The 12,355-nt window shown below is 63.7% G+C and carries 8 protein-coding genes; 2 read left to right on the forward strand and 6 right to left on the reverse strand.

Annotation, left to right across the window (positions count from 1 at the left end):
- The first annotated feature begins 32 nt into the window (after positions 1–32).
- Complete coding sequence (gene recF, locus CKO40_RS10190; protein WP_200346097.1) at positions 33–1,094, forward strand: DNA replication/repair protein RecF; 1,062 nt, start codon at positions 33–35, stop codon at positions 1,092–1,094.
- A 193-nt stretch (positions 1,095–1,287) separates the two neighbouring features.
- Here recF and CKO40_RS24295 read toward each other — a convergent pair whose 3' ends face one another.
- Both CKO40_RS24295 and CKO40_RS25600 read right to left on the reverse strand, forming a co-directional pair.
- Positions 1,288–1,605: a PQQ-dependent sugar dehydrogenase gene (locus CKO40_RS24295; RefSeq protein WP_476702801.1), complete on the reverse strand. Its 318-nt coding sequence runs from the start codon at positions 1,603–1,605 to the stop codon at positions 1,288–1,290.
- Positions 1,535–2,038 carry a PQQ-dependent sugar dehydrogenase gene (locus CKO40_RS25600; protein ID WP_476702800.1) on the reverse strand — a complete coding sequence of 168 codons (504 nt, stop codon included), beginning with the start codon at positions 2,036–2,038 and terminating at the stop codon, positions 1,535–1,537. The genes CKO40_RS24295 and CKO40_RS25600 overlap by 71 nt, the downstream gene beginning before the upstream one ends.
- Before the next feature lie 3,159 nt (positions 2,039–5,197).
- On the opposite strand from CKO40_RS25600, the gene gyrB reads away from it, so the two are divergent.
- The gene (gyrB, locus tag CKO40_RS10200; protein ID WP_200346098.1) at positions 5,198–7,603 is read left to right on the forward strand and encodes a DNA topoisomerase (ATP-hydrolyzing) subunit B; all 2,406 of its coding nucleotides are present in this window, start codon (positions 5,198–5,200) and stop codon (positions 7,601–7,603) included.
- Between the two features lie 50 nt (positions 7,604–7,653).
- On the opposite strand, the gene CKO40_RS10205 is transcribed toward gyrB, so the two are convergent.
- From CKO40_RS10205 to glyQ, 4 genes are all read right to left on the reverse strand, one after another.
- Complete coding sequence (locus tag CKO40_RS10205) at positions 7,654–8,430, reverse strand: lysophospholipid acyltransferase family protein (protein ID WP_200346099.1); 777 nt, start codon at positions 8,428–8,430, stop codon at positions 7,654–7,656.
- A 7-nt stretch (positions 8,431–8,437) separates the two neighbouring features.
- Positions 8,438–8,980, reverse strand: coding sequence for a D-glycero-beta-D-manno-heptose 1,7-bisphosphate 7-phosphatase (gene gmhB, locus CKO40_RS10210; protein ID WP_200346100.1), 543 nt, complete (start codon positions 8,978–8,980; stop codon positions 8,438–8,440).
- A gap of 148 nt (positions 8,981–9,128) precedes the next feature.
- The gene (gene glyS, locus CKO40_RS10215; protein ID WP_200346101.1) at positions 9,129–11,222 is read right to left on the reverse strand and encodes a glycine--tRNA ligase subunit beta; all 2,094 of its coding nucleotides are present in this window, start codon (positions 11,220–11,222) and stop codon (positions 9,129–9,131) included.
- Positions 11,219–12,151 carry a glycine--tRNA ligase subunit alpha gene (gene glyQ / locus CKO40_RS10220; protein ID WP_200346102.1) on the reverse strand — a complete coding sequence of 311 codons (933 nt, stop codon included), beginning with the start codon at positions 12,149–12,151 and terminating at the stop codon, positions 11,219–11,221. Before glyQ ends, glyS begins: the two co-directional genes overlap by 4 nt.
- Positions 12,152–12,355: the final 204 nt, after the last annotated feature.

Genomic DNA, 12,355 nt, shown 5'->3' on the forward strand with positions numbered 1-12,355 from the left:
GGCGCGAGGGGTTCGATCCTGAGCGATCGGGTTTGGCATTGATCGAGCGGCTTCGGATTCGGCGCTTCCGGAATCTGGCCGATATCGAGTTCGCTCCGGGCTCTGGGGTGAGTTGGCTGGTTGGCGCGAATGCCTCGGGCAAGACGGCCTTGCTCGAGGCGATCTACTGCCTTAGCCGCGGGCGAAGCTTTCGAGGCAAGCGTCACGGTCCATTGGTGATGCGCGGCGCAACCGGCGCTCGAGTGGAGGGGCTGGTTGAGCGAGCAGGCCTGAGGCGCACGATCGAATGGTCGATCGGGGTCCGTGGCGGAGCGGAGCGAGAGCCGCCGGTATCGGAATTCCAGTTGCCAGTGCGGTTGATTTGCGAGGCAACCCACGCGTTGGTGGAAGGCGAGCCATCGCTGCGGCGCCGGTTCTTGGATTGGAATCTTGGTTTGTCGGAACAGGATGCCGTGCAGGTGTTCAGTCGGTTTCGGCGCGCGGCGGCACAACGCAACGCGTGGCTGCGTGCGGGGGGGCGGGGCAGGGCGATGTGGGATCGAGCCTATGCGGACACCCTGGCGGAGTTGCTCGAAAGGCGGCTTGGCATGCTTGCCCGGTTGGACGAAGGGCTTCAGCGGTTGGCGCGGGGAACCGGCTGGTTCGAGGACCTCAGCGTGGAGTGGGAAGGGCCGGATGCGGACGCGTTAGCGATTCTTACGAAGCTCGAGGCGATGCGCGATGCGGATCGGGAACGCGGATTTACCTATCTAGGTGCGTCAAGGTGTGACTTCGCATTGCGATCGGACGGGTCGCGGTGGGCGGGATCGCGGGGTCAAGGGAAGGTGGCTGGAATCCTGTTGCAGCTTGCAGCCGACCAGGCCGTCTCCGAGGCGACGGGAGCGGGTTCGGTGTGGCTGGTGGATGATATTGAAGCCGAGCTCGGCGCAGATTGGGTAGTGCGCCTGCTCGAGATGCTGCGTCAGCATGGGCGGCAGATGCTTGTGACGTCATTGCCCGGAAAGGCGGCGCTTCGCGATGGCCGGTGTGCGGAGGATCAGATGTTCCACGTGGAACAGGGAAGACTGAAAGCCCCGATCAACGCGGCCGTTTGACTGCACAAGCTCATGATGTCAGCGGCCGCAGCAGTCATTCTGCGAGGGCTTCTCAGGACGCACGTCCTCAACCAGCCCGCGCGCCCGTCGGCACAATCCGGATCAACCCCTGAGGTCTCCCCACAATTTGGCCGTCGCTACGATGATTAACCCGGGGGTTGCCGAAACCGGCCTGTCGCCCGCAAGCGGGCTCCTACGAACCACAGCGGCTGAAGTCCGTAGGTGCCCGCTTGCGGGCGACACGGCGAGTGACCCCAGGCGATGAGGCCCAAGCGCAGTGGCTTGCTGGGCAAGCAGAGGATAACCTGCCGTCTGTTCGACTGAATTGCTGGGGATACATCGGAATCAACCCCCATTTCGGCGCGTCGATTAGCATGTAGAGTCCGCCATCGGGTCCTTGCCGGACCACGTGCACGCGCTGACCGATGCTGAGCTTCTGGTCATCGACGACCGGGGTGCCATCGAGCACGCTGCGACGCAACTGCTTGAACGCGAGCGCGCCGCTGATCAGATCGCCTCGCCACGCGGGGAAATCGTCGCCCGTCTAGAAGGCCATCCCGCTCGGCGCGATCGACGGCGTCCAGACCACCTTCGGCTGGGTCACGCCCGGCGCCTGGGTCTTCTCCGAAGCCGCCCGCGCGCCAGGGCCGTCCGGTTCGCCTCCTTCGTCCCCTCGGCAAAGTCAGATAGACCAGCTGGTTCGCATCGAAGTCTGGATCCAGGGCGATATCGAGCAGGCCACCCTGGCCGCAGGCGCAGACCTCGGGAATGCCGCCGATCGGAGTCGGATCGAGCCGCGCCGCGCCGAAGACGTCATCGATCAGGCGCAGCCGTCCCGGCCGCTCCGTTACCAGCGCCGAGCCATCCGGCAGCCACGCAATGCCCGAGGGATCACGCAGGCCGATGATGATCGTCTCTATCCGCCAGCCTTCGGCCTCAGGCACATCGCCAGTCGGCTCGACGGGTCCGGATGGCTCACTGCAGCCAAGCACTGGTACTAAAGCCAGCAGCCAGGTTGTTAACAGGCATCCGCGCCCCCGGGCGCCCCTTTCGGTCCGCTCTACTCATCGCCATTACCCTCAATCTCGCACAGTTGGGTCGACGATCGCCCCGCGTAACGGTTGCCGGACACTGTGATCCCACAGTCCATGGGTCCTTCGGCGCGTCTAGGCTGCCCGTGTCTCAGCGGTGATCAGCCAACCAGCTACCCGGAACGAAATTGCCGACCAATATGGGGCGGCTCGGCTTATCGGCGCGCGAGCCCGAATCCAGGCAGCGGATGCCCCGATTTCCAGTGTCCCTGGGCATGTTGGTGTCCGGGTCATACGAGTCGGTAGAGTAACCTTTGCTCGCGCCGCCAGAGCGCATCGCGCGCCGATACCGAGCATGGCGGCGCGCCCCTCTGGAGCATGGAACGCTGGCAGCCGTTATGTCAGTAACGCTCGTCCAGGGGACGCCAGCCAAGACATCTGATGCTGGCATCGTCAGCACCCGATGGCCGCGTGGCGGAGAGATCGGATGACCCTGCACGACCAGCCCCCGCGACGCTGGGCGAAAGTGCTGGCTCCAAGGGTGAAGGAGGGGTGTCTGGCTGCGCTCGGCGGGGGTGTCGATGGCAAGGATGCCATCGTCAAGCCTCCAAGGACGGATTCACGGCGTCCCCCGCCGAGCGCAGCCCGGCGCCCCTCCTGGCGCAGTCCTCGCGTTCGGCGCCAGCATTCATCAACCAGCAGAGGCGATGCCCGTTGAGAAGCCCTAACGGAATGACTTCCGCGATTCGCGAGATCAGATATCCGCGCAAATCAAGCGGGCGTTTTGATCGAACTTCCTAAGACTCAGGTGAGCACGATGGACGTTAGGACACTGCTGAAACCTGTTGCAGCCCTGGTGACATCGGGTGCGATGTCGGTTCGGTCGGCTGTCCGGCGGATTTGGAATGCGAGCTTCGCGGCGATTCGAGGTTGCGGTGTCGCGTGGCCCTGGGTCCGTACAGGGCGCGGATAATCGTGGTCCCGTTGCTGAGAAGGGCGTTGCCTGGGGATGATCCGCTGGTGGAGCGTGGGATGTTCCACGTGGAACATGCAAGACATACAGCGCTCCGAGGGGGATGACGGTGGTTATACCCAAAGCACGTCAATGCTCGGCACGGCAGAGCGGAGGGTCGGGTGACGGCGAGCGGGGGTGTCGATGGCATGGAGGCCGTCGTCAAGCCGCCAGGGAGGGATTCACGGTGTCCCTCCATCACTGCCCCCAGCGCCGTGACGCGCCCCGGAGCGGTCGAGGAAAGCCGAAAACCGGTTTGCGATGGGTATAGAACACGGTTGAGGCCTGGAATGGATTTGCTCGCACCGGACGTAGTTCCCGGCTGGGCGGCGGTTCGTCACACTCCGTCTGCATAAGGCACGGATGATCATGGCCTCATTGCGAGAAAGGCGTTGCCTGGAGATGACCCGCTGGCGGAGCGTGGATGTTCCACGTGGAACATGGAAGACGTACAGCGATCGGAAGGAATGACGGTGGTTAGAACCCGGCCGAAGTCTGTAACGGACTCGCTCGCGCCGGACGCTTCCCGGATGATCGGTGAGCTGGTCGGGCGACTGGAATCCGAGTCTCGCGGCGATACGATGCCGCGGCAGTTCGTCACACTCCGTCTGCACAAGGCACGGATGATCCTGACCTCATTGCGAGAAAGGCGTTGCCTGGAGACGACCCGCTGGCGGAGCGTGAGATGTTCCACGTGGAACATGGAAGACGTACAGCGATCGGAAGGAATGACGGTGGTTATACTCATCGCAGATCAGTTTTCGGCGTTTCGAGCCCGCTCCGGGTCGGGCAGCGGCAATCGGGGGACGCCGTGAATCCGTCCTTGGAGGCTTGACGACGGCTTCCATGCCGTCGACACCCCCGATTGCCGCTACCCGATCCGGAGCTACGCCCTGCCGTCGACTGACGTGGTTTGGGTATAGAACCCGGTCGAAGTCTGTAACGGACTCGCTCGCACCGGACGCTTCCCGGATGAGCTGTGGGCCGGTCAGAGGACTGGAATCCAAGTTTCGCGGCGATACGATGCTGCGGCGGTTCGTCACACTCCGTCTGCACTAGGCACGGATGATCATGACCTCATTGCGAGAAAGGCGTTGCCTGGAGATGACCCGCCGGCGGAGCGCGAGATGTTCCACGTGGAACATGGAAGACGTACAGCGATCGGAAGGGATGACGGTGGTTAGAACCCCATCGAACACCGTAACGGACTCGCTCGCGCCGGACGTCACTCCCGGCTGTTGGGCGGGCTGATGGGCCGAATCCAAATCGGAGACGAGCTGCGGGGACGATTCGACCGTGCGGCGGCTCGTAAACTCTGCACTCAGGAACCACGGATGAGTCCAACAGAACCACCGGCAAGGGCGATTCCAGAGGTTGTTGGGCGTTGGGGTGATAGATGTTCCACGTGGAACACTGTCTATCCGCATCCGCCGTTCGAGTCACCGCCAGGCTGACGGGCGCCTGGTGCAATGTCGGGTGCTCTCTCTCGGCAAGATCAGCGAGGCCCGGAAAGCGAAGCGATGCCGCGCGCTCGCTGTGCCTGAACGAGTGTCCTGACCTCTGTGATCCGAACACCAAAATGCCCTGGATGCTGTAAGCCGCTACGACCACCAGAGCACGCCCCGCGCGGCGCCCAGCGTTGTGACAACTCGTTGGAAGAGACTGACTATTCCGCCTCGTTGTGCCTCGCTGGCCAATTCCCGATCAGGCACGCGGGACGTACCCTGGCGACCGTCCAACTGCGGTTTCTAGACCGCGTCCAGAGACAGAAACGTCATTTCTCCGCAGCAGGCGTGGTCAAAATTGCACATCCCAAACTAGACGCAGTGTAGGTAAAAATGATCCTGCATCAACCGCCAATCCTATCCGTTAACGCGGTATAATCAGTCGGTTCCGGTACAGTCTCCTCGCGAAACCATGTGCCGGCCGTGATCTCAACCGGGCTGACCCAGCTGCGCTGACATTGGGCGAGCCTGGTCCCAGGGCCTCACTAGTCTGCGCTGATCCCCAGCGACAGCTGTCGGGACTCAATTCGACCGTATCCCAGAATCACCTAACGTATGAGCTACGACTCCTCGAGCATCAAGGTCCTCCGAGGCCTCGATGCCGTCCGCAAGCGACCCGGAATGTACATCGGTGATACCGACGACGGCACCGGGCTTCACCATATGGTCTTCGAGGTCGTGGACAACGCCATCGATGAGGCGTTGGCCGGCCATTGCACCGAGATCCTCGTCACCGTGCACAGCGATGGTGCCGTCTCGGTCATCGACAACGGGCGGGGCATACCGGTCGATATCCATCCCGAGGAGAATCGGTCTGCCGCCGAAGTCATCATGACCGTCCTCCACGCGGGCGGGAAGTTCGACGACAACTCCTATAAGGTCTCGGGCGGTCTTCACGGCGTCGGTGTCTCGGTCGTCAACGCGTTATCCGAATACCTGCGCCTGCGCATCCGCCGGGACGGGAAGGCCTACGAGCAGGAGTTTGCGCTGGGTGTCCCGTCCTATCCGCTCGCCGAGCGCGGATCGACCGATACCACAGGGACCGAGGTCTACTTCAAGCCCTCCGACACGATCTTCTCGGACCTCGAATTCCATTACGACGTACTGGCGAAGCGGCTGCGGGAGCTGTCGTTCCTCAACTCCGGCGTGCGGATTCGGCTCAAGGATGAACGCACCGATCGCGAATCACTGTTCGAGTACGAGGGTGGCATCCGCGCCTTCGTTGAGCACCTCAACCAGAACAAGTCACCGATCCATCCGAGCGTGTTCTACTTCACCGCAGAACGTAGCGGGATCGTGACTGAGGTCGCACTGCAATGGAACGATGCGTATCAGGAGAACATCTTCTGCTACACCAACAATATCCCCCAGAAAGACGGTGGAACCCATCTCGCCGGCTTTCGCGCTGGTCTGACACGCACCCTGAACCAATACATCGAGCGCCAGCAGCTCGACCGCAATCAAAAGACCCGTCCGGTCGGCGATGATGCCCGCGAAGGGTTGACGGCGGTCGTCTCGGTGAAGGTTCCGGACCCGAAGTTCTCGTCGCAGACCAAAGACAAGCTCGTCTCCTCGGACGTCAAGCCGGTCGTCGAGGCGCTGCTGAACCAGTACCTCGATATGTTCCTCGAGGAGAACCCGGCAGAAGCCAAGATCATCGCGAACAAGATGCTCGAGGCAGCCCGCGCGCGCGAGGCAGCACGCAAGGCCCGCGACATGACCCGCCGCAAAGGCGTGCTCGACGTCGCCGGGCTACCGGGAAAGCTCGCCGACTGCCAGGAGAAGGACCCGTCCCGCTCGGAGCTCTTCATCGTCGAGGGTGATTCGGCTGGCGGCTCAGCCAAACAGGGACGTGACCGCGCCTTTCAGGCGATCCTGCCTCTCAAGGGCAAGATTCTGAACGTCGAGAAGGCACGCTTCGACAAGATGCTCTCATCGGCCGAGGTCGGAACCCTGATCACCGCCCTCGGCTGCGGCATCGGGCGTGAGGAATATGATCCCGACAAGCTCCGCTACCATCGGATCATCATCATGACCGATGCCGATGTCGACGGCGCCCATATCCGTACACTGCTCCTGACCTTCTTCTATCGTCAGATGCCGGAGCTGGTCGATCGCGGTCATGTCTTCATCGCCCAGCCCCCGCTGTACAAGGTCAAACGCGGCAAGCAAGAAGACTATCTCCTCGACGATGCCGAGATGAGTGCCTCGCTCCTCCGCTCGGCGCTCGACAATGCGGCCCTCTATGTCGAGCCCGACGTGCCGCCGATCAGCACAGTTGGCCTCGAGGCCCTGATCGCCGATTTCCAGGTGTTCCGTGCGATGCTCGCGCGCATGGCGACCCGCTATGACCCCGCCTTTGTGAGCGAACTGCTCAACATGCCACGTCTGACCGCTGAGATTCGAGCGGATGCCGACCAGCTCGCCGCCTGGACCGAAGACCTTCAAGCGGGCCTCCGTCAGCAGGCGGGTCCAGCGATCGACTACCGTGTCAGACCTGTTACCGGTGATTCGGGTCAGCCGACGGCGGTCTCCGTCATCCGGCTCGTTCACGGGATTCCGGAAACCCGCGAGGTGATGCTCGACTTCTTCGATTCAGCTGACTATCGGCGTATCGCGTCCCTCGCCGAAAAGCTCGATGGACTGATCAAGCCGGGTGCCCGTGTGACGCGCGGCGAGCGCAGTCGGGAGATCGCGTCATTCGGTGAGGCGTTCGACTGGCTGCTTGCCGAGGGCCGTCGGGGCTATCACATCCAACGGTACAAGGGCCTTGGCGAGATGAATCCCGAGCAGCTGTGGGAGACGACGATGGACCCGGACAGCCGCCGGCTGCTTCGGGTGACCATCGAAGACGCGGTCGCCGCTGATCAGATCTTCACGACCCTGATGGGTGAGCACGTCGAGCCGCGCCGGGATTTCATCGAGCGCAATGCCCTCGATGCCGAGAACATCGATATCTGATCGATATCTGATCGATAGCCGAGCCGCCGCACGGGTTGCCGCGGCTCGTTTCAGCTTCCGGGCCCTCGACGCCCGGCCGCGGAGGTGGTCGGCTCGGGTCGAACCGTCGGCGCCGGCAGCGAGTGCAGCGTCGCCCGAATCCACTGTTCGACCTGCGAGTTGATCGCCTCGGCCTTCTGGCCGGCGGTCTCGATGGCGGGCCCGATGACGACATCAATGGTTCCTGCCCGCTTGACGAGCCCTCGACGCGGCCAAAAATGCCCGGCGTTGTGAGCGATCGGAACGATCTCAGTGCCCGTGCTCGTCGCCAACAAGGCACCGCCGATCCCGAACCGCCTGCGGGCATCGGGCGCAACGCGGGTGCCCTCCGGAAAGATCACGACACACTGGCCCTGTCTGAGCCGCTCACCGCCGACCTGGAGTAGCTGTTTCATCGCGCGCCGCCCATCCGCGCGCTTGATCGCGATCGGCTCGAACAGCCTGAGTGCCCAGCCAAAGAACGGTATCCGAAGCAGCTCCTCTTTCATGACCCAGGTCTGGTGCACCGGCAGTATCGTCGCCAGTGCGAGCGTCTCCCAGGCCGACTGGTGATTGCTCACCACGACGACGCCGCGGAGATCGGACAGCGAGCCCTCGCCCCGGATTCGATAGTCGATTCCACAGAGCCACTTCAAGGCTCGGAGCACCGACCGCGCCCAATGCTGACCCATGGCGGTGAGCGTTGGCCGCTGACTGAATGGCGCGAGTAGGAGGATGAGGCTGCCATAGGCGACGACGCTCGCCCAGAGCACGGCCTCGAAGACTAGCGCGCGGAGTCGAGCGCCCATCACATGACTAAGGCTTGTCGAGCAAACTGTCCACTGCCGACGCCAGATCATCGAAGACCGGTACGTGCATCAGATTGGCTGGAAGCGATTGCTCGGTCTGACGCCCTTTCCCGGTGCGGACCAGGATTGGACGCGCTCCTACCTGCAGCGCCGCCTCGAGGTCCCGCGCCGAATCGCCGATAACTGGTGTGCCGCGCAGGGAGCTGCCGGTTCGATAACGGATCTCGTGCAATAGTCCTGAAAGCGGTTTACGGCAGTCACAGTGATCGTCAGGGCCATGCTGGCAGAAGGCGAAGACCTCGACGCGACCGCCGACTGCGCTCAGGCGCTGCCGGATCGTCTGGTGGATCGCGTTCAAGCCCTCGAGATCGATCAACCCGCGCGCCAGGGCGGATTGATTGGTCGCCACCGCGACCATGATACCGGCATTGCTCAACCGCGCGATGGCCTCGAGACTCCCCGAGATCGGCTCCCATTCTGCGATCGACTTGATGTAGTCATCCGAATCCTGATTGATGACCCCATCGCGATCGAGAATCACGAGCTTCATCGGTGCGCCCCTCATCCAGTCGCTCGCGCCGCAACAGAGCGTCCGTTCGTCGTCCGAGCAGACTGGGACCGGAATCCCTGAGGCGCAGGGGCCGCATCGCGGTTGGCACTCCGACTGGCGCGCCGGAGCGTTCTGGCCCGAGCAACCGTCATTCTTGTAGGAGCGACAGGTCCGCTACGTTCAGGAACAGCTGTTCCGTCTGCCGCAGGACCGCGAGCCGATTTCCCCTGATCCGAGGATCATCGGCCATCACCATCACCTCGTCGAAGAATCGATCGAGCGCGTCACGCAGACCGGCAAGCGCGCCGAGTACGGCATCGTAGTCGCGACCTTCCAGCAACGGCTCCAGCCGCTCGATCGTCGCCTCGAGCTGCTCGACCAAGCCTTGCTCGGCACTGTCCTGCAACAGCTCCTGGTCCACCCGGGCGCCGATCGCGTCCGGGGGCGCCTTGCGCAGAATGTTACGGGTCCGCTTATTCGCAGCAGCGAGTGCAGCGGCTTCAGGGCGGTTGCGGAACCGGCCCACGGCCTGGATACGGCGGTCGATATCGAAGGGCTCGCCGATGCCTAATGCCAGCACCGAGGCCACGACGTCGGCCCGAGCACGACGCCCGGGCTCGGCTTCCGCGTAGTAGCGCTTCAGCCGGTCGATGCAGTAATCGAAGGCCTCGTCGATGCAGCCGCTGGCATCCACACTACCCTGATAGCCTTGGGCCGCCTCGCCAAGTAGCTTGCGGAGATCCAGGTCTAAAGGGGTCTCGATCAGGATGCGCAGCACGCCGATCGCGGCCCGACGCAGGCCGTAGGGGTCCTTGACGCCGGTCGGCCGCTCGCCGATCGCGAAGATCCCGAGTAGCGTGTCGACGCGGTCAGCGATCGCGACCGCTCGGGCCACCGGCTGATCGGGCAGCCGATCACCGGCCTGTCTCGGCCAATAATGCTGTTCGATCGCCGCCGCAACGCTCGGCGGTTCGCCCGCGTGCTCGGCATAGTAACGGCCCATGACCCCCTGGAGGCTGCCGAACTCACCGACCATCGCGGTGACCAGGTCGCACTTCGCGAGCCGAGCAGCGCGCCCGGCCTCAGCGACTGGGGCGTCGGTGCGCTCTGCGATCCAAGTAGCCAGCCTGGCGATCCGTTCCGCTTTCTCGCGCAGGGTTCCAAGCCGGTGCTGGAAGACGATCCCCTTGAGCTCGTCGACGCGCTCGCCAAGCGGTATGCGCCGATCCTGCTCCCAGAAGAACTTCGCGTCAGCGAATCGGGGTCGGATCACGCGCTCGTTACCGGCGCGCACCTGATCCGGCTGCGCGCTCTCGATGTTGCTGACGGCGATGAAACAGGGCAACAGGCGGCCGGTGTCATCCAACACCGGGAAGTATTTCTGATTGGCCTGCATCGTCTCGATCAGGACCTCGGGCGGCACCTCGAGGAATCCCGGGTCGAATCGACCCAACAGTGCCTGAGGCCATTCGCAGAGCGCGGTGACCTCATCCAGTACATCGGGATCGATTGCGGCCTGTCCGCCGGCCTCGTCCGCAAGCGCCTCGACCTGCCGACGGATCGATGCGCGGCGTGCCTCGAGCTCGGGCTCGACCCAGGCACGACGCAGCCCCTCCGGGTAGTCATCCGGCGTCTCCAGCGGCAGCGGTTCAGGTGCGTGAAAGCGATGCCCGCGGGTCGTCCGCCCGATCTCGAGCCCGAGGACCCGGCCTGGTATGAGCGCCGATCCGAACAGCCCCAAGACCCAATGCACCGGTCGCACGAACTCGACATCGCTCGCCCCCCAGCGCATCCGCTTCGGGATCGGCAGCTCAGCAAGCGCCCGCTCGACCAATGCCGGCAGCAGCGCCATCGCGCGTTCTCCGCTGACCCGCTGCTCGAACCGAAGCCAGGCGCCCTTCTCGGTCTCTTCCCGACCCAGCGCATCGATCTCGACGCCGCACGACCGTGCGAACCCGAGTGCCGCCTTCGTCGGCTGACCATCGGCATCGAACGCGGCCTGCACCGCTGGTCCGCGGCGAACGCTGGTCTCGTCGGGCTGGACGCTTGCAACGGCTTCGATGAGCACAGCCAGCCGTCGCGGTGTCGCATAGACCCGGGCGGCGCCGTGCTCGAGCCGCGCGTCGTCGAGGCGCGCGAGCAGCCCGTCGCGGAAGGCGAGCGCAAGCCTCTCCAGGGCGGCCGGCGGCAACTCCTCGGTGCCGATCTCGACGAGCAAGTCGGCTCGCTCCCCGCCGTTCATGCTGCCTCCCCTTGCTGAGCCGCAGCAGTCGTCCGCATCGGGAATCCGAGCTCCTCGCGGCTTGCGTAATAGGCCTCCGCGACTGCTCGGGCCAGGGTCCGGACCCTCAGGATAAAGCGTTGGCGCTCGGTGACCGAGATGGCCCCGCGCGCATCGAGCAGATTGAAGGTATGCGAGGCCCTGAGAACCTGCTCGTAGGCCGGCAGCGGAAGGCCGGCCTCGACCAAGGCCTGACTCTGCTGCTCGCAGCTGTCGAATAGACCGAACAGCGTCTCGACATCGGCAAGCTCGAAGTTGTAGGCGGACTGCTCGCGCTCGTTTTGCAGGAACACATCGCCGTAGAGGACTGGACCATTGCCCGATTCGGTCCACAGGAGGTCGTAGACGCTCTCCACGCCCTGCAGGTACATCGCGATGCGCTCGAGCCCATAGGTGATCTCCCCAGTGACCGGACGGCATTCGAGCCCGCCAACCTGCTGGAAGTAGGTGAACTGGGTCACCTCCATGCCGTTCAGCCACACCTCCCAGCCGAGTCCCCAGGCGCCGAGCGTCGGCGATTCCCAGTTATCCTCGACGAAGCGTATATCGTGCACGAGCGGGTCGATCCCCAGCTCACGCAACGAATCCAAGTACAGGTCCTGGATCGCGATCGGCGACGGCTTGAGCACGACCTGATACTGATAATAGTGCTGCAGCCGGTTCGGATTCTCCCCATAGCGGCCGTCGGTCGGCCGCCGCGAGGGCTGCACGTAGGCCGCATTCCAGGGCTCTGGACCGATCGAGCGCAGGAAGGTGCCGGGATGAAAGGTGCCTGCTCCGACCTCCATATCGTAGGGCTGCAAGACAACGCAGCCCCGGCTGCTCCAGTACCGCTCCAAGCGGAAGATGAGCTCTTGAAAACTGAGACGATCATGCGGCGGGTTCGTCAACGCCGACTCCAGCACTGGCTAAAACCCTGCAGTATAGCGATTACTCCCCAGTGGCGACTACTGCTGCTGACCGCTGCCAGCAATTCCCGCCATCCTCGGAGATGGCAGCTGACAAGACACGGAGACCGGCATTGAAGATCTCTGGACGCATGGACGCCTCGCTGCAGAGCAACGCTTTGATGAAGCTGGCTTGTTCTCCCCTCA

This window comes from Halochromatium glycolicum, assembly GCF_016584085.1.
Taxonomy (GTDB): domain Bacteria; phylum Pseudomonadota; class Gammaproteobacteria; order Chromatiales; family Chromatiaceae; genus Lamprobacter; species Lamprobacter glycolicus.

Coding starts and splice junctions, on each gene's coding strand:
- gyrB (WP_200346098.1), top strand. CDS start 5,198: ATGAGCTACGACTCCTCGAGCATCAAGGTCCTCCGAGGCCTCGATGCC.
- CKO40_RS10205 (WP_200346099.1), bottom strand. CDS start 8,430: ATGGGCGCTCGACTCCGCGCGCTAGTCTTCGAGGCCGTGCTCTGGGCG.
- gmhB (WP_200346100.1), bottom strand. CDS start 8,980: ATGAAGCTCGTGATTCTCGATCGCGATGGGGTCATCAATCAGGATTCG.
- glyS (WP_200346101.1), bottom strand. CDS start 11,222: ATGAACGGCGGGGAGCGAGCCGACTTGCTCGTCGAGATCGGCACCGAG.